This window comes from Paenibacillus terrisolis (genome assembly GCF_056171975.1).
In genome coordinates, this window is the sequence record NZ_JBKFGG010000047.1 from 1 (window position 1) to 23,675 (window position 23,675).

Below are 23,675 nucleotides of genomic sequence, written 5' to 3' on the forward strand. Positions count from 1 at the left end.
GTGATTCGAGGTCCAATGCCTCAACCAGCTCAAACATGGTCATTGGAGGTAGTAGGAGAACAGTTTTATGGACGGGGTATAGTCCCCCTAAGACCGCTACGTTCTCCCGGCTACTTCCATCGTAAAACGACCATAAAAAAAGGCCAACCAAAAATTCTGGCTAACCTGATAATACGAAAGGACCTTATTTCACTCCAAAACCGTATTTTCCTCATAATAGCGGCGCAAAAGGGTGTTATTTTCGGATAAGCGTTCAAAATCGGGAGGAAAAAGAAACTTTTCCGAAGGAATAAGGCCATAAATCGGCGCAATTCATTCAGGATGAAGCCTTTCCCGTGGAAATAAGGCCACAAAATACCGCTATTTTAAGTGCCGGGGGCATGAATGCGGAGGGATGCGGCGATGTTTTGGGGACGTCGTTGACCAGAGCAGACCATTTATAACTACTTTTGCCGATGCAAATTCTCGAATTCGATCTGATACACCTGGTAGCGATCCGGCAGTATTTTTCTGCTTTTTATTGTAATGATAAGTTTTAGAGGGTGCCCCAAAGCCATCATAGATGACTTTTGGACACCCTCTTGCTGTTCCCCGGCCTTTTAACGGGAAGACTTTTCTTTGTCTTTGGCCGCGTCAAACGGCGTTGCCACAGGGATAAACAGGTCGATGATCCCGACCACCAGAGCAGCGAGAAGAGCGCCGATGATGGAAACGGATACGCCTGAAATAATGAACTGGGCCAGCCAGATCACAAGCGCACTCGTTAGAAAACCGACGATTCCGCGTCCAAACGGGGTGACTCTCGTCCCGAAAATGCCTTCAATGGCCCATCCGAGAAGGGCAATGACGAGAGCCAGCAGCAGGGCGCTGCCGAAACCGCCGACACTGAATTGGGGTACAAGCCATCCCACGACCATCAAGACGATGGCGGAGACGATGAATCGTACGACGTGTCCCAGAAAATGCATGGTTACATAGCCTCCTTTTAAAAAATTAAGTACGTTTGGCTATACGTAATTATCATGTTCCACATGGCTGCTTCTTATGTGCATCGCTTGCGAAATGGCGAAAAATGAATGGTTTCGTTATAATGGGATCATAGCCCGAGGGGAGTTGTGAAAGTTCTTGGACGCAAAAATTTTAAAAACAATGGAATATCAAAAAATTATAGATCAGCTGGTGAAATTTTCCCAGACGCCACTCGGCAAACGCGAGGCCGAATCGCTCTCTCCGGTAACCGAACTGAATGAAGTGAAACGCCTGCTGCAGGCGACGGACGAATCGTTTAAGGTTGATCGGCTGAAAGGAGCGCCTAGCTTCGGGGGAATCGTGGATATAACGCCGGCCGTCAAACGGGCGCGGATCGGCGGGACGCTGAATCCTCACGAGCTGCTGGGCGTGGCTACGACGCTTGAGGCCGGCCGCCGGATCAAGCGGTTTATCTCCGCCATGCATGAGGATGAACCGGTTGAGCTTCTCTTTACGCTCAGCGACGGCCTTAGCGAGCAGAAGCCGCTCGAGGACGCGATCAAACGCTGCATTGACGAGAGCAGCGAGGTCATGGACTCCGCCAGCGCGGAACTGGCTCAAATTCGGCGCGAGCTGCGTGGCGGTGAAGTGCGAATCCGCGAGAAGCTGGATGCGATGATCCGTTCGTCAACGGTATCCAAAATGCTGCAGGATCAGCTCATCACGATTCGCGGCGATCGGTTCGTAATTCCCGTCAAAGCGGAATACCGCTCGCATTTTGGCGGCATCGTGCACGACCAATCCGGATCGGGCGCAACCTTGTTCATCGAGCCGGAATCCATTGTGGCGATGAATAACAAGCTCAGGGAAACCCGGATGCGGGAGGAACGCGAAATCGAAGTGATTTTGCAGAAGCTGACCGCTTTGGTTGGTGAGCAGGCAGAGCTGCTATTGTACGACAGCGACGTGCTCGCCCAGCTTGATTTTATTTTCGCTAAAGCAAGATTGGCCCGGGAATTAAAGGGAACATTGCCGCGAATGAACGACCGCGGATTTCTGAAGCTGAAAAAAGGACGCCATCCGTTAATCAACCCGGATCAGGTTGTTCCGATCGACGTCGAGCTGGGCAATCAGTATACGACCATTATCGTAACGGGGCCGAATACCGGCGGGAAAACCGTCACGCTCAAAACGATTGGTCTTCTCAGCCTGATGGCAATGTCAGGCTTGTTTATTCCGGCCGAAGAAGGCAGTCAGCTGTGCGTGTTTGACGCGATATACGCCGATATCGGCGACGAGCAGAGCATTGAGCAAAGCCTCAGTACTTTCTCCAGCCACATGACAAACATTATTTCGATTCTGGCGAAAATGACGCCGAAAAGTCTTGTCCTGCTCGATGAACTTGGGGCAGGAACCGATCCCGCCGAGGGTTCGGCGCTGGCTATCGCTATCTTGGAGCACATCCACACAATGGGCAGCCGGATGGTGGCCACAACGCACTATAGCGAGCTAAAAGCCTACGCTTACGAACGCAAAGGCGTGATCAACGCGAGCATGGAGTTCGATGTGAATACGCTGAGTCCGACTTATCGGCTGCTCGTTGGCGTTCCGGGCCGAAGCAACGCTTTTGCCATTGCGGAGCGGCTGGGCTTGCCCGAAGGCATTCTCGAGTATGCCCGCGGCGAAGTCACGGAAGAGGATATGCGCGTGGAGAATATGATTGCTTCGCTGGAGCAAAACCGGCTTGGTGCGGAGCAGGAGCGGGAAACGGCCGAAAAGCTGCGGCGCGAGCTCGAGGCGCTGCGAAGCCGGCAAGAGGCCGAACTCGAAAAGCTGGAGCAGCAAAAGGACCGGCGGATCGATAAGGCTGAAGAGGAGGCTGCTGCAATCATTGCCAAGGCCCGGAGCGAAGCGGAGCGGATCATTGACGATTTGCGTAAGCTTGCTCTGGAGGAAGGCGCTTCGGTGAAGGAGCACAAGTTGATTGCGGCACGCAAACAGCTGGATGAAGCGGAGCCGCAACGCCGCAAAAAGGCCGGAACGGCACGCAAGGCGGCGAAGCCGCCGCGGCAGATTGAGCCGGGCGATGAAGTCATGGTCTACAGCTTGAATCAAAAAGGCAGCGTGGTGGAGCTCGCAGGCAAAGAAGCCGTCGTGCAGTTGGGCATCATGAAGATGAAGGTTAGCCTCGATGACATGGAGCTTGTGAACGCCGCCCCGGTCAGCAAACCGCTGCAGCGAACCGCCGCGAACGTCAAGCGTACCCGGGACGAGAATGTCCGCAGCGAGCTTGATTTGCGCGGTTCGAATCTGGAGGAGGCTCTGATCGAGGTCGACCGCTTTATCGACGAGGCTTATCTCGGCAATCTCGGCCAGGTTTACATCATACATGGAAAAGGCACAGGAATTTTGCGGACCGGAATTTCGGATTATTTGCGCAGACACAAGCATATCAAGAGTTACCGTCTCGGAAATTACGGAGAGGGCGGAACCGGAGTTACGGTGGCCGAACTGAAATAACGGGGAGGAGAGGACGATTTTGAAAGAAAACATTGATCCTCTGCTTGAGATGCCTTACGGGATGATGGTCGGTTATTTTTCCGTGGCCGTGCTGGAATTGATTGTGTTTTTGTCCTGCTTTGAGCTGGTATCGCGATACCGGTGCTGGCAGGAGATCAAAAACGGCAATTTGGCGGCTTCTTTCGCCACCGCGGGGAAAATATTCGGACTTAGCAATATTATTCGCTATGCGGCTGAGGAGCCGATGATTTACGATTTCATGATATGGTCGTTCATCGGCGCTGTGCTGCTGTTCGCAGCCTACATTTTATTTGAATTTTTGACGCCGGTTTTTCATATCGACCGGGAAATCGCCGCCGGGAATCTCAGCGTGGGATTCATATCGATGGCGGTATCCATATCGGTATCCTTTTTAATCGGAGCCTGCATCGGCTAAAGGAGTAGGTGCTGCATGAAAAATCTGGTCAGAATTTTGTTTGCGGCCGCTATACTGTTTCTGGCCGCAGGCATCATTTATTTATCGAATGTTTAATTGCAAAGGAAGGGAAGGCGAAAAATGGAAACGACGATTTGCCCATGGTGTCAGACTGAAATTGTATGGGATGAGGAGCTTGGACCTGAAGAAGAATGCCCTCATTGCCATAATGAGCTCAAAGGCTATCGCACCATAAACATACAGCTTGGCAACGAGGAGGATTTTGAGGAAGAAGAGGATGACGAGGACGAGGATTCCGATAATTCCGACAATTCCGGCTTTTGGGAAGAGGATGAAACATCCCATCTGGGGGCAATTCGCCGAATTGAGGCATACACCGCCGAGGGCGGAGATTTGCTCGCTTATGAGACCGGCGTGGAGAAGCTGCTCGACGGACAGGACGAAGTGCCGGAATGCCCGCATTGCCGGGAATACATGGTGTTCGCGGGTAAAAGGCCTCTTGCGGCGGGCGGTTTTGAACCGATGATCCCGACCGGGCTGAAACATCCGATTGTTCGCGAATCCGCTGAAGTGAATGTTTATGTTTGTTCGGCATGCTTTCACGTCAGCACGTTTTTGTCCGAAGAAGATCGGATTCATCTGATTCGGAACGTAAGCCAGGAAGAAAGAAAATAAGGAAAAATTCGGTTTCAGAGCAAAAACGGGGCTCCTTGCGGGGGACCTCGTTTTTTGTTATGCTTCACCGGTTTTTGGGCATCTTACTGGGATAACGATGAACCAGGAGGAGCGAATTCATGAGCAAACGACTTAACGGCCAATCCGTCCTGCTTCTGGCGGTTAACGGATTGTTTGTGCTTGCCGGAGCACTGTCGGGGACGTTTTTGAACGTATATATCTGGAAGGTTAAGCAGGATTTCGACCTGATCGGATGGTTTACGTTCGCCCAGCAGCTGGCGCTTGGATTAACCTTCTGGATTGCCGGAAAATGGGTAAAAGAGCGCGACAAAATGATTTTTCTGCGTCTTGGCATCATTATTTCCGGAGTTTTTTATTTGCTTGTGCTATGGACGGGAAGGCATACGGTCGATTTCATCTGGCCGCTTGGTTTGCTGTTTGGCCTCGGATCCGGGCTGTTTTGGCTTGCCTTCAACGTCGTTTATTTCGAGGTGACGGATCTGGAGACGCGGGACCGTTTCAACGGCTGGGTTGGCATTTTGGGTTCGGCCATCGGCATATTCGGACCGCTGCTGTCAGGCTGGCTGATTTCTTCTCTCCATGGGGAACGGGGCTATCGGCTGATTTTTACTATCTCGCTTGTGGTATATGGCGTAGGTATGCTGCTGAGCTTTTTCTTGAAAAAAAGGGATCAGGGCAGCACATACCGCTGGTTGGAGCCGGTTAAGCAGCTCGGGCGAGGAAACCCCTGGCGTCAGGCGGCTCCCGCTTCGGCGGCGCATGGGCTTCGGGAGGGCGTTTTTTCTTTTCTGATCAATTTGCTGATTTTTATCAGTACTTCGGCGGAATGGAGAATCGGCCAGTTCTCCCTGGTAACTTCACTGGTCTCTTTGGTAAGCTTCTGGGCCGTAGGCAAATGGCTTAAGGTCAAGTTCCGTTATGCGGGCATGCTTGCAGGGGCTTTTCTGATTACCCTGGTTATCATTCCTCTGCTGTGGAAGGTGAATTTCACGACCTTGATGATTTTTGGCACGGGGACTTCGCTTTTTCTGCCGTTGTATCTGATTCCAGTCGTCTCCTCCGTTTTCGATCTCATCGGAAATAACCGCGAAAGCGTGGAAAAACGCGTAGAACTGATTGTCCTGCGCGAATTGAGCATTACGGTAGGACGGCTCCTGGGAACCCTGCTGTTCATCTTTGTGTTTTCGCTATACCCGCATATGGTTACGATTACATGGCTGATGCTTGGTCTGGGGGCAACACCGTTATTGGCCTGGCTGGCTATGCGCAAATTGCTGAAAGACAATGTTAAGGCTGTTTGATGATTTGATGTTAATCAATGGGGCGGCATTGTTTTTGAAGGTCTCGTCAATGAGAAAATTTCCATATCCGGCCGCGGCGTCCCGGTCAAGAGATCGGCGATCATGTCGGCGGCGAACATGCTGCATGAGGTACCGTTCCCTCCATATCCTTCAAGAAAAAGGCACCGCGGATATTTGGGGTGAGGCCCGATAAACGGGAGCCCGTCCCGGCTGTTTCCAAACACGGCTCCCCAGGAAAAAGCCGACGAAAGTTGAGCGTAGCCGGGGAACATCCGATGAACCTCCGCGAGCAACTTTTGCCCCTGGTGCAGATGCCGCCCCTCTTCCAGTAAGCCTCGCCGCAGCGGTTCGTCCAATCCTCCCGCCATTAGCCTTCTGTCGGGCGTTGTTCTCATATAGAAATAAGGCCTTGCCGTTTCCCATATCAGGCATTGCTCGTACCAATCATCCAAAGACTCGGCCGGTTCCGTCACAATAGCGTAAGTGCAGGTTAATTTGGCCCCCCGGTCCTTTTTGAATTGCTGTGTTTCGTATCCGGTGGCGATAATAACCTGTTTTGCGAATATTTGATGGGAACCCGATCGGCATACAACCCGGGTTTTCTCAAACTCAAACCCATCGATAGGCGTCTGCTCCAAGATTTGGGCGCCTTGAATAGAAGCTTGTTTGACAAGCTTATGAATGAAAGAAAAGGGATTCATCTCCCCGTCGCGTTCTGTCCATATGGCCCCGGGCTTGCTGAACGGAAAATATTTCTCGATTTCTTCCCTGCTTCTCCAGACTGCATCAAACCCGTAGCGCCGCAAGGTTTCGCATTCCTCGCCGAGCATCTTCAAATCTTCTTCCGAGCTGGCCAAATATAAGCTTGGACGCATGATAAAATCCGGCTCCCCACCCAGCTTTTCATCAATCTCCCTCAGTCGTGTCAAAGCCTGCTCACAGAGCCGGTAAAAATGGACCGCCGCTTCTTCTCCGAAAGAGTGAATGCAGGAGGACAGCGTTTTATCGCTTGCTTGCTGAATCAGCCCGGTGCTGGCCATCGAGCTGCCGCCGGCAATGGCACGGCGATCGGCCAACACCGTCTTTACTCCTCTAAGCGAGAGCAAGTAGGCGCACAGAGCACCTCCAATTCCACCGCCGATAATCAGACAATCGCAGGTCAGATCCTGGTGCAGCGCAGGATATCCGGGAATTCGGGATATCGTGCCCGGCCAATAATAGGTTCCGGTATGGAGTTTCATTCGGGATTAATCGTTCCTTTCCTCCATTTGTAGATGATGGGATGACCTCATTATAACCAGAAGGGGAACCACATATCGCCTAACGGAGGGGAACATAATATTCCTTGAATAATTTAGAGGACCCTAGCCCAAACGGGTGAATCTTCCGATCATGAAAACCTTACCCCGAATGGACGGTTCTTCTTTGCAGGAGTCCGAAATTCATGTAATATAGTTATTAAATTTAATTTCCGAAACCACCGGAAAGCGGTTAAACCGGTGCTTTGTCGGAAACAGCGCTGGAGGATGAAGGTATGAATCAATTAAGCGAACTGAAGCTGAAAGTGCTGGATCTCCTGAAAGAGGACGCCCGCCGGGATCCGAATTTACTGGCGACGCTGCTGGGCGTGTCTCCGGAAGAAGTGGCGGCGGCGATTACCGAGATGGAAGAAGACCATGTGATCGTAAAATACGCTACCGTTATTAATTCCAGCAAACTGGATGACGAGAAGGTGACGGCGCTGATCGAAGTGCAGATCACCCCGGAACGGGGACGCGGTTTTGAAGCGATCGCGGAACGGGTATATTTGTTTCCGCAGGTCAAGTCGGTGTACCTGATGTCCGGCGCATACGATCTGCTTGTAGAGGTCGAGGGACGGAACCTGAAGGAAGTAGCCAGCTTCGTTTCCGAGAAATTATCGACGCTGGAATCGGTTTTATCCACCAAAACACACTTTATTCTGAAAAAATATAAGCAGGACGGCGTTATTTTCGAAGATCCCGAAGAGGACCGCCGTCTGTTGATATCACCGTAAAGGAAGTTATGTTATGAGCGTGAATTCACAGCAGGCTGGGCAGTCGGGCAAAACGATGACTTCATATTTGGCTCCCCGGGTTAACGAGATTCAACCCTCCGGCATTCGCCGGTTCTTCGATTTGGCCAGCGGGAGCAAAGATATCATTACACTGGGCGTGGGCGAACCCGATTTCATCACCCCTTGGCATGTGCGCGAAGCTTGCGTGTATTCGCTGGAAAGGGGATATACAAGCTATACGTCCAATGCGGGTACGCCGGAGCTGCGGGAAGCGATTGCCGAGTATTTGCATGACAGCTATGCGGTGAAATATAATCCCAAAGATGAAATTCTCGTTACGGTCGGCGGGAGCGAAGCGATCGATCTCGCGCTGCGCGCTTTGATTGAACCGGGGGACGAGATTCTGATTCCGGTTCCCTGCTATATTTCCTACTCGCCAATCGTATCTATCGGCGGAGGAGTGCCGATCGAAATCGAGACCTATGCCCGCAACAATTTTAAGCTTCAGGCGGAGCATCTCAAAGCGAACATTACGCCAAAATCCAAGGTGCTCATCCTGAACTATCCGAGCAACCCGACGGGCGGAATCATGACATACGAGGATTGGCTGCCTATTGCGAAGGTAGTAGAGGAGCATGATCTTATTGTCATTTCGGATGAAATTTATTCCGAATTGACGTACGGTTCGAAGCATGTAAGCTTCGCCTCCATTCCCGGAATGAAGGATCGCACGATCCTCGTGAACGGATTTTCCAAGGCGTTTGCGATGACAGGCTGGCGTATGGGTTATGCTTGCGGGCATCCGGATCTCATATATGCCATGCTCAAAATTCATCAATACACCGTGATGTGCGCTCCGGTTATGGGGCAAGTCGCCGCGCTGGAAGCGCTGAAAAACGGTCTGGAGGAAAAAGACCATATGATCGCCTCTTATAATCAGCGCAGAAGACTGGTTGTACAGGGACTGCGGGATATCGGATTATCCTGCCATGAGCCGGAAGGCGCTTTTTATGCGTTCCCCAGCGTTGAATCCACCGGCTTGACCTCGGAGCAATTTGCCCAGCGGCTGTTGCTGGAAGCCAAGGTTGCCGCCGTTCCCGGCAACGTGTTCGGAGCCGGAGGCGAAGGCTTTCTTCGCTGTTCCTATGCGACAGGCGTTAATCAACTCAATGAAGCGCTGCACCGGATGGGACAGTTTGTTCATAAAGTAAAGCTGGGTTTGTAGTTATCTGTCGAAAATTGGCTATTTTAGAATCCATTTCATTTTTTGTTTGATTATTTCCCAAGGGACATGTTATAATTTTGTTTCGGAAGGAAGGTTTTAGTTGCTCAGGGAGGGATTAACTTGCACTGTGGTGAATATAATCTGCCATTCGAAATGACAGGTTTATTAATCGCTGAAGGCAATAATGCAAAGCAATGGATGGTTGGAAGGAAGCGGGCGACTTCACCACAAGCAGTTACCTTGGAGGACGAGATTCATCTGCTTCGCAGTAAAATGGAGAAGCTTTTCCTCCAGGAAAAATCGTTTACATCAGACATCGTTATTGAAATCAGTAGTTTGCTGGATTTGAAAATCAACGAGTTTATGAAAACGGCCCAGAAGGACAGATAGAATTGTATTGGTTAATCTGGAATGCAAGGGGGCTTCCTCGGGAGCCCCTTTTTTGCTGTTCACTTTTTCCGATCCGACATCCGGCAGAACGGAAACGGAAAGCGTTTTTGTGGTAAAATGGTACGTAGAAGCGATTGAATTGGGTGTCAGAGGGAGAGATGAAAATGCCTATTTATACGCGTACGGGCGATCAGGGGGAAACCTCGATCATCGGCGGAAGAGTGTATAAGGATGATGTTCGCATAGAGGCTTACGGATCCATCGATGAGCTGAACAGCTTTGTCGGGCAAGCTGCGGCCCTGGCGGTCTCGCAGGAGTTTGATGATCTGAGGGAACAATTGCTGGAGATTCAGCAAGAGTTGTTTGACTGCGGCTCGGATCTGGCTTATGTCCGGTTGTCGGAAAATCGTTACAAAATGACGGAGGATAAGTCAGGCCGGCTGGAGGCTTGGATCGACCGCTTCGAGGAAGAGAACCCCCCGCTGGAGAAATTCATTTTGCCGGGAGGAACCCCGCTTTCTTCGGCGCTGCATATTTGCAGAACCGTTTGCCGCCGCGCCGAACGCCGGGCGATTACGCTCAGCCGCGGAACGGATGTCAACCAGAATGTGATGAAATATCTCAATCGTCTGTCGGATTATTTCTTTGCCGCCGCCCGCGCCGCCAACGCGCGCCAGCAGATGCCGGACGTCGAATATGCGCGAGGCAGGAAGGTGTTTGGCAACAAGTCATGACCGGATATTACGCACCGATAGAATTTCGAATTACCGAGCAGGAGAACGGCTGGCAGGTCAAATCCGTGCTTCAGCGCCGTTTGGGCGTTTCGCGCAAGTTGCTTTCCAGAATCAAGCTGACGGAACGCGGCGTAATGCTGAACGGAACCAGAGTGTATATCAGCGAATTCGTCAAAACGGGAGACACGGTGGCGATCGCGCTGGAAAAAGAAACCTCGGAAGACATTCTGCCGCAAGCCATCGCTTTCGATATCGTTTTCGAAGACGAAGCGCTGCTCGTTGTCAATAAAGCGGCGGGGATGATCGTTCATCCAACGCACGGGCATTACACGGATACGCTGGCCAATGGCGTAGTTCATTATTGGCAGCAGAAGGGCGAGATGTTCCGCTTTCGGCCGGTACACCGTTTGGATCAGGAGACCAGCGGCCTCTTGGCCATTGCCAAAAACGCCTACGTCCACCAGCATATCTCCGAACAGCTCATCGCCGGTGAGGTCACGAAGAAGTATACCGCTTTGGTGTACGGCTGTCCGGAGCCGGAAGAAGGCGTCATTGACGGCCCCATCGACCGCGATCCGGAAGAACCGCATCGGCGGATCGTGATGGAAACGGGTTATCCGGCCATTACTTTTTACAAGGTGATGGAGCGTATCGGTCCTGGCTCAAGGGTAGATATTCGCTTGGGCAGCGGCCGGACACACCAAATCCGGGTGCATATGACTTCAATCGGCCATCCGCTCATCGGGGACAAGCTGTACCGGTTGCCGGAGGTGGGGGCGGAGCGTGAGGCGGCTAACGGTCACACGGGCGTTACGGCCATGGACGAATGGATCGGAAGGCAGGCGCTGCACGCATCTGAACTGGGCTTTCGTCACCCGTTAAGCGGGGAGCCTTTGACGTTTACGTCTTCGTTGCCGCCCGATATGCAGCAGCTGCAGAGCAAAATGGCGGAAGTTCACTAAAGTGAAAGCGATCCATGCAGGAGGATAAGAAAATGAGCGATCTCGTGGTTTATCATTACCCGAAATGCGGCACATGCCGAAACGCGTTAAAATCTTTAGGTTCGAAAGGCAGAGACGTGGAACTGCACAATCTTAAAGAGGAGCCGCCCGGCGAAAAGGAGCTTGCAAAGCTGATTGAGTTGAGCGGTCTTGAACTCAAAAAGTTTTTCAATACCAGCGGCGAGGTTTATAAAGAGCTTGGCCTGAAGGACAAGCTGCCGAATTTGTCGCGTGAGGAGCAAATTTCGCTGCTTTCGTCAAACGGCATGCTGGTCAAACGCCCGATCGTAACGGATGGGAAAAAGGTGACCATAGGCTACAAGGAAGAGCAATTCGAGCAGGAATGGACGAAATAAAATTTTATCGAAAAGAAAGGTGAGGCGGCAAGTGACTTTTGTGCAAAACAGTAAGGAAAGCATATTGCTGGTGGACGGGATGGCGCTTATGTTTCGGGCCTACTACGCGTCTGCGGCCACCGGGTATATCCGGCGGACGAAAGCGGGGGTTCCGACCAATGCTGTCTATGGATTTATGCGTTATTTTTGGGACGCCGTTCAGAAGTTTGGACCTTCCCATATCGCCTGCTGCTGGGATTTGGGCAGCAAAACGTTCCGCACCGAACAGTTTGCTGATTATAAAGGCAATCGCTCGGACGCGCCGGTTGACCTGATCCCGCAGTTCAGCCTGATCCGCGAGGTCATGGATAGTCTGGGGATTCCCAACATCAGTTCGCCGGGATTTGAAGCTGACGATTGCATTGGAACGCTGGCTTCGCGCTTCGGACAGCAAGACATGGACGTTTTGATCCTGACGGGTGATCATGACATGCTGCAGCTGGTCACCGAACGGACGAACGTGGTCATTATGAAAAAAGGCCATGGCAACTATATGGTATATACGCCGGAATCGCTGATGGAGGAGAAGCAACTGACCCCAAGTCAGATCGTCGACCTCAAAGGCCTCATGGGCGATACGAGCGACAACTACCCCGGAGTCCGGGGGATCGGCGAGAAAACCGCTATGAAGCTGGTTCAGGAATACGGCTCGGTCGAAGGGATTTTGGCGAATCTGGAAGCTTTGTCGAAATCGATCCGTTCCAAAATCGAGTCGGATCTGGACATGCTGAAGCTGTCGCGGCAGCTGGCCGAAATCCGCTGCGACGTGGAGCTGGAATGCGGATTGGACACCTGCCGGTTCGAAATGAACTCGGCGCTTGTCGTTTCCAAGTTTGACGAGCTCGAAATGGCAAGCATGAGCGCATGGATGGGACTTGCCGCGACTCCGTAACTCGAAGTGAACATAAAAAAATGGCTGACCGGGTATGCACTCGGCAGCCATTTTTCGTTTAGATTTGATACATAATTTTCCCGGTCAACGACAGGTCATAGCCGCGAATAGCGGAAAGCTCCTGACGAAATTCGGCGGATTGCAGCGTTTGGAGCAGCAGGTTTATCCATTCCCGGTTTTGCGGCTTGTTCAGAACAACCAAGTCGACTCTTTCGGTGATCAACGGGATGAAGTCGACGTTGCCGATCAAAGAGAGTGCGTTTTCGATCCCGATCCCCACATCGGCTTTTCCTGACGCTATGATACCGGCAACCCCCATATGAGTTGTTTCTTCGTTTTCGTATCCTTCGATTTGGTCCCGCTTCATCCCGTGTAATCTGAGCTGTTCATCCAGCAGAACCCGGGCGCCGGAACCCTTTTCCCGGTTGACGAGCTTGATTCCGTTTGCGCCGAGATCGCTCCATGTTTTGAACTGTTTGGGATTGCCGTAGCGGACGTACAGGCCGGCGGTGCGCTGCACCAGATTGACAACCGTATACGAATGGCCGGTCAAAATCCGGTTGATATAAGGAAGATTATACTCACCGGTATCTCCGTCGAGCAAATGCGTGCTGACGATATCGCTTTCTCCGCGGTACATGGAGATCAGGCTGTTGAGACTGCCTTCATACGAGCGGAGCGGACGGTAAGCCCGAGCCGTTCGTTCAAAATGGCGGGACAGCAGCTCCAGGCTGTGATCTTGTCCCGTGATCACCAGCGTTTTCGGTAAATGAGTATGGTCAGCAGTATATTCGTTTACGGAAGCAGGAGAAATGAGATTCTCCGGCGTGTTTTTGAGCGTGTTCAGCCGCGGCTGCGCAGTTCCGCTTTTTGCTCTCTGCTTGTATAATTCCAGATCGGGAGCGTCAATCCGCATTTGTTTGCCGACCCGATAAGCGGGCAACTCGCCCTTTTTGATCAGGTCGTAAACGGTTAACTTGGATATTTTCAGCAGCTTGGCGACTTCCTCGGTCGTATAGGAAACTTCGTTCATAGGGCCTCCCATGAAAAATTAATTATAATCAATTATATCTAATTATATTCAAATAGAGTTAAATATAATATAATTTATTGAAAATGATATCCAGGATAGGAGGAATCAAACATGACAACCCGATTGCCGTACATGCGAAAATGGGGAGCAATAGCCGTAATCGCCCTGCTGCTTGGCCTGTTGACTTCTTGCGGCGGTGCGAACAACGACACGAATGCCGGAGCAAACGTAAATGCCAGTGCAAACGTAAATGCCGGCAGCGATACAAATGCCAACCAATCCGCGGGGGCAAATACCAACGAGGCAGCCGAGACGACGGAGAAGCCGGTGACACTGACCGTATCGGCGGCGGCAAGTCTTGGAGACAGTCTCAAAGAGCTTCAAACCGCATTTGAGCAAAGCCATCCGGGCATCAAGCTGCAGTTCAATTTAGGCGCTTCCGGTTCGCTGCAGAAGCAAATTGAGCAAGGAGCTCCTGCCGATTTGTTCCTTTCGGCGGGCCAGAAACAAATGGACGCCCTGATCAAAGAAGGGCTTGTTCAAGCGGATCAAAGCGTGCCGCTTCTGCAAAATCAGCTTGTCCTGATCGTGCCTACGGACGCGCAGCTGGTTCCCAAATCATTGGATGATCTTAAAGAGACTGCCGTCAAGAAGATTGCGGTAGGCGATCCCGATGTCGTTCCGGCCGGACAATACACCAAGCAAGCTTTGGATCACGAGAAGTTGTGGGAAAGCCTGCAGTCCAAAGTGGTCCTGTCCAAAGACGTTACTCAAGTACTGACCTATGTAGAAACGGGCAATGTGGATGCAGGATTTGTCTATCTCAGCGACGCGCAAGGATCAACAAAGGTCAAGGTTGCCCTGCAGGTGGACGAAGCCGACCACGATCCCATTGTTTACCCCGGGGGAATCGTAACCGCAACTTCTTATTCCGATCAAGCCAAGGTTTTCCTTGATTATTTGCAAAGCCAGGAAGCCCAGGATGTTTTTTTGAAGCACGGGTTTACCGGCGCAGCCAAATAGGTTATGGTGTCCTTCGGTGAAATGTGGCAGCCGGTGGCGTTGTCGCTTAAGGTTGCTTTCTTCTCGGGAATCATCGCCTTCGTCATTGCCGGTTTTGCAGCCTGGAAATTAACGGGCAAAAGATTTCGCGGCAAACTGCTGGTTGAAACACTGTTTATGCTTCCTATGGTGCTGCCTCCGACGGTTGTCGGCTTTGTTTTGCTGATGATCTTCGGACGGCGCAGCATCGTTGGCAAGCTGTTTGAGCTTGTTTCCGGCTTTCCCATCGTATTCACGTGGGGAGCCGCGGTGTTGGCCGCCGCGGTCGTCGCTTTCCCGCTCGCCTATCAATCGGCAAAAACCGGCTTTGCTTCGATCGACCGGGATTTGCAAGCCGCCGGGCGGTCGCTGGGGGCTTCCGAATGGCAGCTCCTGATCTGGGTAACCGTTCCGCTGGCCAAACGCTCGCTTTTTACCGCTTTAGTGCTTGGGTTCACAAGGGCCCTGGGCGAATTCGGCGCAACGCTGATGCTGGCAGGCAATATCCCGGGCAAAACCCAAACCCTTCCCACTGCCATTTATATGGCGGTAGAATCCGGCGAGGTGAGAATTGCCTGGATTTGGGCGGGGCTGATGGTGCTGATCTCCTTTGGTTTGCTCGCTTTTTTCGGGCCTAAGACGGAATAATGGCGGCCCCCGGAAAAATTGAAACTATTAATCGGTAAAGTAAGCTTCTCCGACGACCTGAACCAAAAAAACGCGCATTTCCGCCGCCTCATCCTCACTGAGGCTGTAGATATGCTCGAGGTAACCCTCTTCCTCCAAATCATCCGTTCCAAGGATGGCGGTTTTGCCGCTTTGCAAATCGGTAACGAGCTTTTTACCGTAAAATCGGTTTGTCGTGGTCACGGCCAAATCAAACCGTTTCAGCGAGCCGCCGATGAAGGTCACAAAACGGGTAGAGGTGCTTTCCGTGCTGTCGGATAAGAAGTCCAGCTCAACATGGGAATGCAGATCATTCATGAATAAGTCCCCCTTAAAATTTGAATCTCTTAATGCCATTATAACCGGAAAACGGGGGGGAACGGGAAAATGATCGATCGAACGCCCTCGTCATGCAGCGGCATACCGCAATTATGCTTACTCTTATTGACAGATTCGGTAAATATGGTATGATAAGGAGTAACAGTATACGTCTGGAGGAAGCACCTCTCTTGCTATTAGGCAGGAGAGGTGTTTTTTTGCGTCTTGCGGCGTTGATCTTTCACTCGTAACTGAAGCAAAGAGGAGGCGAATAGGGCATGAGAGTAGTATTTTTGAACAGTTTGGAGAAAAAGGACGACGATGCGATGATGAAAGACGCTCAAGTCTGGATCGGAGAAGAAGAAGGTGTCTGGCGTATGGGCTGGAATGAATCAACCGGAGAAGGGGAGGAAGAGCATGTCTGGTATGAGGGCGCTTCCTGGTCGGAGATGCTCCACATATATCGTCACCGCCTTGCCGTGAAGCTGGGGGAAGGCTTTCGGCCGGTCATCGAAGGGATCTGGGACGAGAAGGAGGCTCTTCGCGGCAGAGGGATGACCGCTCAGAGGCTCATTTGCTACAGCGAGCTTCATGAGAACGAGCCGGTATATACGGAGCTGAGCGCTTGGCGCAGGAAAAAGGCATCGGCTGAACGAAAAGCCCCTTATCTCATCGGCACCAATCGCTTATTGCGTCTGATCAGTGTTTTTCTGCCCCAGACGGTGGAGGAACTGCTTGAGCTTCCGGGGGTGGGAGAGAACAAAGCGAAGGAATACGGAGCCGAACTGCTTGAAATCACGAAAGCGGCCGAAAGAACCGGCAGCTTCCCGCTGGATTGGGTGGAGCGCGAAATTGACGAGGAAACGTTCCGCTCCTGGCTGTACAAGCAGAAGGAAGTCAAATACCGCAACGAAATGGAGCGATACAGCGCCCGCCGGGCTGTGCTTGAATCGCTTGCGGAGGGCTTGAAGGTGGCTGACATTTGCACCAAAGCCGGTATTGAACGCCGCGAAGCGGTGGAACTGCTCGAGCAGTTGGAGAAAGAAGGCTACAATGTTGACGGACTGCTTGATTCCGAGCTCGAAGAAATGCCGGAAGGCGAGCAATCCGCGGTTTGGGAGGCATACGAAGAGTTAGGCGATACTTTGCTTAAGCCCGTGCTTCAGCGGGTCTACGGTGACGAAGCCGAGAGCGGCGGCACTCTCGACCTGCTGTATGAACGGCTTCGCCTCATTCGCATTCGTTATCGCCGGCACCGTGAAAGCGTGCAGCAAGCGGGGTAACCCCAAAAAGGCGGGCCAGAGGATAATCTTCTGGCCCGCCTTTTCAGATGATAAGGGTCGGGTGCCATGAAGCAATTGCCCGCAAAGTTATGTTCTTCCCCGCTGCGTGTTGGGATGGGGGGAGCGGCGGTATCCTTTTCTGCACCGCACGCAGTGTTTCGTTGCAGGACAGCCAATCGGTCGACCACATGCGGCGTCAGTCCGGCTGCTCTCCAGCGATGTCGAATCATCACCTTAAATGTTAAATAACTGCAAAAGTGCATGTTTTCCATGGAACTTAACGCTGCTTGAATGAATAACTGCAAAAATGCAGTTATTTCAAAGGGATTCACTCCAAATGGCTCTATATCGGTCCCAAAAACTGTACCATTGCAGGTTTTGCTGCTCATGAGTCTTCGGGAGCCAAAAAAACTGCAATTATGCAGTTTTCGCTCATAATCAAAAAGCCGACGCGGAATTTCAATCCGCGTCGGTGTTTACTTACCTTCCCAAAAAGTACGGAGAAGCAGGCAATGGAGAGAAAATTTGAAGCCGCAGAAGCGATAGCGTTCGCCTTTGCCATCCAATTGTAACCCCTCTTGGTGTTAATAAATCATACAATTGGATGGCAACAGCGATCGAAGGCTCAAGTATTTCTCGGAATTGCCAAACGCTTCAACGCACTTTTTCCTTCATATCCAATCCCGCTTGCGGAACAGATAAAACATGCCGGCGCCCAGCGCGATCATAATGCCCAAAACAACGAAATAACCATATTTCGTATGAAGCTCCGGCATATTGTCGAAATTCATGCCATACAGTCCGGTAATCAACGTAAGCGGAATAAATATCGTTGTGATAGCGGTAAACACGCGCATGATTTCGTTGGCCCGGTTGGCGATTGCCGACTGATAAGCTTCTCGTAAGTTGCCGACGAGTTCGCGGAACGTGTCAAAGTTTTCGGAAATCTTAACGGCGTTTTCGTAAATATCGCTAAAGTATTTTTGCAGTTGATCGTCGATCAAACGCAAATCCTTTTTGTTTAAAATGTTGATGACTTCTTTTTGCGGGCCGAGCACCTTTTTCAGCCACAGAATTTCGCTTCGGAGGCCAATGATTTCGCCCAGATGCGAACGTTTGGTATGAATGAGGATATCCTCCTCAAGCTTCTCGATTTTCGCTTCGATCCGGTCGCCGACGCTGAAGTAGTTGTCGACCACAAGGTCGATCAGCAGGTACAAAAACCGGTCGGGTTCGCTGACTTCCTGTTCCCACAGAATGGGCTTTACGGCGCGCAACTCGTTAATTTTTTGCTTCGTAACGGTGATGATATAATGCCGGCCGAGAAAAATATTCAGCGACCGGAGGAAAATTTCTTCGTCGTCATAGCGAATGCTGTTAACTACAATGAAATAGTGGTTGTCATACGTTTCGATTTTCGGACGCTGTTCCTCTTCGGTCAGGCAGTCCTCCACAGCCAGATCATGCAGCTGGAAGATCGGCTGCAGCAGGGCCAAATCGTCCACGTCCGCGTCGATCCAATAGAAGCCCTCCTCCGGGGCAACCGTCGTCAGCTCCAGATCCTCAACCGGTGTGAATACGCCTTCTTGCACGTGACGAATTTTCATAAGCCTTCCCTCCCTTTCCCCGGACCTTAGGATAAGCCGGGTATGCTCTTTGGTTGGAGCACAGGAAAGAGATCAGCTGTTTTTCGGTGACGCCAAAATAAGGCGTTTATTTAAAACACCGGGAAACGAAAGTGCCCGTGACTTGCCGCGAGCTCCCTGCTGATCGTTTTCCTATGCGATTGTCTTGCCAGGGTCAAGCACTGCGGACTCGGGTCGCCTTCCATTCTCGGTTTCACCTCTTTTGGGATGGGTCTTTAAAACACTTGTCTAGTATAACGCTGCAAGCTGAAATGTTTCAACCCAAAAGTATCATATGTAAAGACGAACTTTCATGGTGCAAAAGAAAATGTGATTTTTATCCTAAGTTCTTGACGGAAATGGGTATCATCCATTAAAGTGATTTTAAGAGCCGCGAGGCATTTCGGCTTACTGATTTAAAAAACAACCGAATAAAGCGAAATCTTATCAAGAGCAGGTGGAGGGACTAGCCCGATGAAACCCGGCAACCGGCGATTTTTAATCGCAGCGGTGCTAATTCTTGCAGAAACGTAAAGCCTAAGCGGCTTCATGCTTTCTGACAGATGAGAGAGGCGCATACAGGAAATTTATGATGACCTTTCTCCATACCGAGAAAGGTCTTTCTTGATTTTCAGGGCTTCTTTTCAAGCGATAGGATTGCTTATTACCGTCAAAGGAGTGAAGAATTTATGCCGATTAAAGTTCCGGATCATTTGCCGGCCAAAGAAATCCTGACGAATGAGAATATTTTCGTAATGGATGAGAGTAGAGCCTATCACCAGGATATCCGTCCTTTGCGGATCGCTATTCTTAATCTGATGCCTACCAAGGAGACGACGGAAACGCAAATTTTGCGGCTGCTCGGAAATACGGCGCTGCAGCTCGAAATTGTCCTGCTTCATCCCATTTCCCACACCTCCAAAAATACATCAGCCGAGCACCTGGAGATGTTTTATAAAACCTTCGATGAAATCAGGGATCTCCGCTTTGACGGCATGATTGTCACGGGGGCTCCCGTGGAACAATTGGATTTTGAAGACGTGAATTACTGGGAAGAGCTTAAGGATATCTTCAAATGGAGCAAAACGCATGTGACATCGACGATGCATATTTGTTGGGCTTCCCAAGCAGGTTTGTATTATCACTATGGCGTCCGCAAGATCCCGCTGGCTCAAAAATGCTTCGGCGTATTTTCTCATACCGTGAACAATCCGCATGTAAAACTGGTTCGCGGCTTCGACGAAGTGTTTCAAGTCCCGCATTCCCGCCATACCGACATCGTTCGCGAGGACATTGAAAAGGTGCCGGAGCTGCAAATCCTGGCGGAGTCCGAGCAAGCCGGCGTTTACCTCGTAGCGACGAATGACGGCAAACAGATATTCGTCACCGGCCATTCCGAATATGATCCGTTTTCTTTGAAATGGGAATACGACCGCGACGTGTCAAAAGGACTGGACATCGATCTGCCGGTCAACTACTTCCCGAACGACGACCCGTCCCGGAAGCCATTGTCGACCTGGCGCGGGCACGCAAACTTATTATTTTCCAATTGGCTCAATTACTATGTGTATCAAGAAACGCCGTATGACATCGATCAACTGGCAGAGTTTGTATACGAAATCTAATCATCAATTGAAGATATCCATTGGAGGGATATAAGGTGGCGGAGAAAAAATGGCACATTGAAAGTATTTTGGCGCAAATCGGATCCGTGGAAGAACCGGTGACCGGAGCGGTTAACTACCCGATTTATCAGGCTACCGCTTTTCGGCATCCACAGCTTGGCAAAAGTACCGGTTTCGACTACGCCCGGACGAAAAGCCCGACCCGGAAAGTGCTGGAAGATGCGGCCGCGGCTTTGGAATCGGGGGATGCAGGGTTTGCCTGTAGCTCCGGGATGGCTGCCTTGCAGACGGTATTCACCCTGTTTTCGCAGGGCGACCATCTCATCGTTTCTTTGGATTTATACGGCGGAACTTACCGTTTGATCGAACGGATTTTGTCCAAATACGGCGTTACGGCTTCGTATGTGGATACGAACGATCTCGACGCTTTGGAAAACGTGCGTAAACCAAATACCAAAGCGGTCATTATAGAAACGCCAACCAACCCTTTGATGATGATCACGGATATTGAGGCGGTATCCAGGTGGGCCCGTAAGCACGGACTCCTCACGATTGTGGACAACACGCTGCTAACCCCGTATTTTCAGCGGCCCCTTGAGCTTGGAGCGGACATCGTCGTACATAGCGCGACCAAGTATCTGGGCGGACATAACGACGTGCTGGCCGGCCTGATCGTAACCAAAGGCTCGGAGCTTTCCGCCGAAGTCGGCATTTTGCATAATTCGATCGGAGCGGTGCTGGGGCCAACGGACAGCTACCAGCTTATGCGCGGAATGAAAACGCTGGCCCTGCGCATGGAGCGCCATCAGAGCAATGCGCTGAAGATCGCGGAATATCTGAGGGAGCATCCGCAGGTGGCCGAGGTCTTTTATCCTGCGCTGTCGGAACATCCGGGTTATGAGATTCAAAATAAACAATCGAGCGGAAACACGGGGATTTTCTCGTTCAAAGTGACCGACGCGCGGTATGTAGAGCCGATTCTCCGTCATTTGAAGCTGATCGCTTTTGCGGAAAGCTTAGGCGGGGTGGAGTCGCTGATGACCTATCCGGCGGTGCAGACTCACGCTGACATACCAGCGGAGATCCGCGAGGCGGTTGGAGTCGATGATCGCCTGCTGCGATTCTCGGTAGGGATCGAGCACCATGATGATCTGATTGCGGATTTGGCTCAGGCATTGGAAGCGGCGAAAGCGGAAGTGGAAGGGGGACAAGGTCATGAGTGAGGCTACAAATCAAAGCCGGCATGAGGCTGATTCAAGTCGCAACGAGAAGAAATTCGAGACCAAATTGATTCATTTTGGGAATGAGGTGGACAGCGCGACGGGGGCGTCCAGCGTTCCGCTGTACCAGGCATCTACGTTCCACCATCACGATATTTTCAATCCGCCGCAATACGATTACAGCCGTTCCGGCAACCCGACGCGCCAGGCGCTGGAGGATTATATCGCGCTGCTTGAAGGAGGCGTGCGAGGATTTGCGTTTCCGAGCGGAATGGCGGCGATTTCCACAACGTTTATGCTGCTTTCGGCAGGGGATCACGTTATCGTGACCGAGGATGTTTACGGGGGCACGTACCGGCTGCTGACGAATATTTTAAGCCGGATGAGAATTGAAACGACCTTTGTGGACATGACGAACATCGAAGAAGTAAAGGCCGCAGTTAAGTCCAATACCAAAGCGGTATTTATGGAAACGCCGTCGAACCCGACGCTGAAAATTACCGATATCTCGGAGATTGCGGCTTGGGCACGGGAAAACGATCTGCTCAGCATTGTGGACAATACGTTTATGACTCCGTATTATCAGCGGCCGATTGAGCTTGGCGTCGACATCGTCGTTCACAGTGCAACCAAATTTCTCGGCGGGCACAGCGATGTGATTGCTGGCCTGACCGTTGCCCGAACCGAATCACTCGGACGGCAGCTGAAATTTTTGCAAAACGGCCTCGGCAGCGTCCTTGGCGTGCAAGATTCCTGGCTCTTGATGCGAGGCATGAAAACGCTCGGCGCGCGGATGGCCCACAGCGAGATCAGCGCGCGGAAATTGGCGGACTGGCTGAGCGGGCGAAGCGATATTGCCGCGGTCTATTATCCGGGCCTGCCGGATCATCCCGGACGAGAGATTCAAGAGAAGCAATCGACCGGATACGGAGCGGTCGTCTCGTTCGACGCCGGTTCCGGCGAGCGGGCAAAGCGTCTGCTTAGCGCGGTAAAGCTGCCGCTCGTCGCCGTCAGCCTCGGCGCGGTCGAGAGCATCCTTTCCTATCCGGCGATGATGTCCCATGCCTCCATGCCTGCCGAAGTCCGGCAAGAACGAGGCATTACGGACGGGTTACTACGCTTCTCTGTCGGCCTTGAGGACATCGGGGATCTGATCGCCGATCTGGATCAAGCTCTCAAGCACAGCTGACCTGCCCCATGCTCATCGCATCCCCCCTTCGTGAAGGATGGGAGGAGGTTTACAGCTTAGTTGGGCATCGAGAAGGAAAAAGGTATCTTCTGTAAGAGTTCACGTACTCATTTGGGAGCTTTTGCTCCATATTCGCCTTATTAAGCAAGCACGCGATCATAAGCGGCGGTGAGATAAAAAACATAAAACGGTGAGGGTTTTAATCTCACCGTTTTATGTTTAATTAACAGTAATGCTTGAAAAGCTGACCACGCCGAATACTCGCATTATTTAGAATAGAATGCGTAAACATGGAGCCTTTGTGATGGCTCGAACTTCCAAGCTATACTTCGCTCATGCTGCCGATTTCAAGCAGGTTACCCTCCGGGTCGGCGACATAAAAGTTGCGGATGCCGAAGGGATAGGTTATGGGTTCTCCAGTCGGAAATCGCACGCCCAACTTCGATAGTTGCTCATATTCCGCATCTACATCGGCAAAGCAGGGTAACCAGAGGGCAATTTCAAACGTTTGATTGATTCCCTTTGGAGGGACGTAGCTCTCCCCAATTGCCTGCGCGAAGGCTTTCCTGCTGTACATGAACAAGGATAGCGCGCCGCTTGCCGTCTCAAACTCCGCAAAATCCCCGCCATTCCATTGAGTATGAAAGCCCAATGTATCTCTGTAGAATCGAACCATACTGTCCATGTCGTCGGCGTATAGGCACGCGCCCACCCTTACATCTCGTCCGATCAATGTCATCCATCTCCTCTATGTCGCAATGTTTATTGGTGCGTTCTTATCCATAGAGCGATGTCCTCTATAACCTCTTCGGGCGTCGGGGTTTCCTGCGCGTACTGCGTAAGCCTGCCCTCGCCTAGCCTGCACGGCCTTTGTGGCTCCATGATTGCGCATACTGCTCTAACTGTCTCCCGTGTCGAGTAGACGCTTAGGATAATTCATTTCACCTTTTAGTCCTTTTGCTTACCGATAATTTGTGGCCACAACATTGAAATAAGAATAAGGGCTTGGGAAGTTTCCAAAAGGTATTATTCGGATGTGTAGCCACACTTCCTATGCTTGCTATTCTATTTTTTATGCTAA

23 protein-coding genes and 1 riboswitch are annotated in these 23,675 nt (G+C 51.4%); of the genes, 17 read left to right on the plus strand and 6 right to left on the minus strand.

All coding sequences use genetic code 11. The features are described from left to right. Window positions 1–599: 599 nt before the first annotated feature. Window positions 600–968 (minus strand): phage holin family protein, encoded by a 369-nt coding sequence (locus ACI48K_RS23940; protein ID WP_475030156.1) that lies wholly within the window; start codon window positions 966–968, stop codon window positions 600–602. Between the two features lie 157 nt (window positions 969–1,125). On the opposite strand from ACI48K_RS23940, the gene ACI48K_RS23945 reads away from it, so the two are divergent. The 4 genes from ACI48K_RS23945 to ACI48K_RS23960 all read left to right on the plus strand — a co-directional run bounded on the left by ACI48K_RS23945 (window position 1,126) and on the right by ACI48K_RS23960 (window position 5,922). Next, complete coding sequence (locus ACI48K_RS23945) at window positions 1,126–3,489, plus strand: endonuclease MutS2 (RefSeq protein ID WP_475030157.1); 2,364 nt, start codon at window positions 1,126–1,128, stop codon at window positions 3,487–3,489. Between the two features lie 19 nt (window positions 3,490–3,508). After that, the gene (locus tag ACI48K_RS23950) at window positions 3,509–3,925 is read left to right on the plus strand and encodes a DUF350 domain-containing protein (RefSeq protein ID WP_475030158.1); all 417 of its coding nucleotides are present in this window, start codon (window positions 3,509–3,511) and stop codon (window positions 3,923–3,925) included. A 120-nt stretch (window positions 3,926–4,045) separates the two neighbouring features. After that, entirely contained in the window at window positions 4,046–4,600 is a 555-nt protein-coding gene (locus tag ACI48K_RS23955) for a hypothetical protein (protein WP_475030159.1), read from the plus strand. 119 nt (window positions 4,601–4,719) lie between these two features. After that, window positions 4,720–5,922, plus strand: a complete 1,203-nt coding sequence (locus ACI48K_RS23960; protein WP_475030160.1) for an MFS transporter — start codon at window positions 4,720–4,722, stop codon at window positions 5,920–5,922. Between the two features lie 14 nt (window positions 5,923–5,936). Here the strand turns inward: ACI48K_RS23960 and ACI48K_RS23965 are convergent, their stop codons facing one another. Beyond that, on the minus strand, window positions 5,937–7,163 hold the full coding sequence (locus tag ACI48K_RS23965) for an NAD(P)/FAD-dependent oxidoreductase (RefSeq protein WP_475030161.1): 1,227 nt from the start codon (window positions 7,161–7,163) through the stop codon (window positions 5,937–5,939). Window positions 7,164–7,456: 293 nt separating this feature from the next. Between ACI48K_RS23965 and ACI48K_RS23970 the strand changes: the two genes are divergently transcribed. The 7 genes from ACI48K_RS23970 (at window position 7,457) to ACI48K_RS24000 (ending at window position 12,594) form a co-directional block, all read left to right on the plus strand. After that, entirely contained in the window at window positions 7,457–7,957 is a 501-nt protein-coding gene (locus tag ACI48K_RS23970; protein ID WP_475030162.1) for an Lrp/AsnC family transcriptional regulator, read from the plus strand. Window positions 7,958–7,970: 13 nt separating this feature from the next. Beyond that, the gene (locus ACI48K_RS23975) at window positions 7,971–9,182 is read left to right on the plus strand and encodes an aminotransferase class I/II-fold pyridoxal phosphate-dependent enzyme (RefSeq protein ID WP_475030163.1); all 1,212 of its coding nucleotides are present in this window, start codon (window positions 7,971–7,973) and stop codon (window positions 9,180–9,182) included. Between the two features lie 198 nt (window positions 9,183–9,380). After that, window positions 9,381–9,572, plus strand: coding sequence for an aspartyl-phosphate phosphatase Spo0E family protein (locus ACI48K_RS23980; RefSeq protein WP_475030199.1), 192 nt, complete (start codon window positions 9,381–9,383; stop codon window positions 9,570–9,572). A 164-nt stretch (window positions 9,573–9,736) separates the two neighbouring features. After that, the gene (locus ACI48K_RS23985; RefSeq protein WP_475030164.1) at window positions 9,737–10,306 is read left to right on the plus strand and encodes a cob(I)yrinic acid a,c-diamide adenosyltransferase; all 570 of its coding nucleotides are present in this window, start codon (window positions 9,737–9,739) and stop codon (window positions 10,304–10,306) included. After that, window positions 10,303–11,268, plus strand: a complete 966-nt coding sequence (locus ACI48K_RS23990) for an RluA family pseudouridine synthase (RefSeq protein WP_475030165.1) — start codon at window positions 10,303–10,305, stop codon at window positions 11,266–11,268. The genes ACI48K_RS23985 and ACI48K_RS23990 overlap by 4 nt, the downstream gene beginning before the upstream one ends. A 32-nt stretch (window positions 11,269–11,300) precedes the next feature. Continuing rightward, a complete protein-coding gene (locus ACI48K_RS23995; RefSeq protein ID WP_475030166.1) occupies window positions 11,301–11,663 on the plus strand; it encodes an arsenate reductase family protein in 363 nt (120 codons plus the stop codon). A 31-nt stretch (window positions 11,664–11,694) separates the two neighbouring features. Then, a complete protein-coding gene (locus tag ACI48K_RS24000) occupies window positions 11,695–12,594 on the plus strand; it encodes a 5'-3' exonuclease (protein WP_475030167.1) in 900 nt (299 codons plus the stop codon). Between the two features lie 58 nt (window positions 12,595–12,652). Here ACI48K_RS24000 and ACI48K_RS24005 read toward each other — a convergent pair whose 3' ends face one another. Next, complete coding sequence (locus ACI48K_RS24005; protein ID WP_475030168.1) at window positions 12,653–13,627, minus strand: substrate-binding domain-containing protein; 975 nt, start codon at window positions 13,625–13,627, stop codon at window positions 12,653–12,655. A gap of 111 nt (window positions 13,628–13,738) precedes the next feature. Here ACI48K_RS24005 and modA point away from each other — a divergent pair, with 111 nt between their 5' ends. Together modA and modB are read left to right on the plus strand one after the other, a co-directional pair. Continuing rightward, window positions 13,739–14,650: a molybdate ABC transporter substrate-binding protein gene (gene modA / locus ACI48K_RS24010; RefSeq protein WP_475030169.1), complete on the plus strand. Its 912-nt coding sequence runs from the start codon at window positions 13,739–13,741 to the stop codon at window positions 14,648–14,650. A 21-nt stretch (window positions 14,651–14,671) separates the two neighbouring features. Continuing rightward, window positions 14,672–15,316 (plus strand): molybdate ABC transporter permease subunit, encoded by a 645-nt coding sequence (gene modB, locus ACI48K_RS24015; protein ID WP_475030170.1) that lies wholly within the window; start codon window positions 14,672–14,674, stop codon window positions 15,314–15,316. 27 nt (window positions 15,317–15,343) lie between these two features. Here the strand turns inward: modB and ACI48K_RS24020 are convergent, their stop codons facing one another. Continuing rightward, complete coding sequence (locus ACI48K_RS24020) at window positions 15,344–15,652, minus strand: DUF3055 domain-containing protein (protein WP_475030171.1); 309 nt, start codon at window positions 15,650–15,652, stop codon at window positions 15,344–15,346. A 278-nt stretch (window positions 15,653–15,930) separates the two neighbouring features. On the opposite strand from ACI48K_RS24020, the gene ACI48K_RS24025 reads away from it, so the two are divergent. Then, window positions 15,931–16,935 (plus strand): HRDC domain-containing protein, encoded by a 1,005-nt coding sequence (locus ACI48K_RS24025; RefSeq protein ID WP_475030172.1) that lies wholly within the window; start codon window positions 15,931–15,933, stop codon window positions 16,933–16,935. Window positions 16,936–17,606: 671 nt separating this feature from the next. Here the strand turns inward: ACI48K_RS24025 and corA are convergent. Further along, window positions 17,607–18,542, minus strand: a complete 936-nt coding sequence (corA, locus tag ACI48K_RS24030) for a magnesium/cobalt transporter CorA (RefSeq protein WP_475030173.1) — start codon at window positions 18,540–18,542, stop codon at window positions 17,607–17,609. A gap of 459 nt (window positions 18,543–19,001) precedes the next feature. Next, a riboswitch (SAM riboswitch) is annotated at window positions 19,002–19,130 on the plus strand. Between the two features lie 119 nt (window positions 19,131–19,249). On the opposite strand from corA, the gene metA reads away from it, so the two are divergent. From metA to ACI48K_RS24045, 3 genes are read left to right on the plus strand one after another with little or no spacing between them, the layout of a single operon-like run. Then, window positions 19,250–20,185 carry a homoserine O-acetyltransferase MetA gene (gene metA, locus ACI48K_RS24035; protein WP_475030174.1) on the plus strand — a complete coding sequence of 312 codons (936 nt, stop codon included), beginning with the start codon at window positions 19,250–19,252 and terminating at the stop codon, window positions 20,183–20,185. Between the two features lie 35 nt (window positions 20,186–20,220). After that, entirely contained in the window at window positions 20,221–21,408 is a 1,188-nt protein-coding gene (locus ACI48K_RS24040; RefSeq protein WP_475030175.1) for an aminotransferase class I/II-fold pyridoxal phosphate-dependent enzyme, read from the plus strand. Further along, on the plus strand, window positions 21,401–22,594 hold the full coding sequence (locus ACI48K_RS24045; protein WP_475030176.1) for a trans-sulfuration enzyme family protein: 1,194 nt from the start codon (window positions 21,401–21,403) through the stop codon (window positions 22,592–22,594). The genes ACI48K_RS24040 and ACI48K_RS24045 overlap by 8 nt, the downstream gene beginning before the upstream one ends. Window positions 22,595–22,916: 322 nt before the next feature. Here the strand turns inward: ACI48K_RS24045 and ACI48K_RS24050 are convergent, their stop codons facing one another. Next, window positions 22,917–23,327 carry a VOC family protein gene (locus ACI48K_RS24050; RefSeq protein ID WP_475030177.1) on the minus strand — a complete coding sequence of 137 codons (411 nt, stop codon included), beginning with the start codon at window positions 23,325–23,327 and terminating at the stop codon, window positions 22,917–22,919. Window positions 23,328–23,675: the final 348 nt, after the last annotated feature.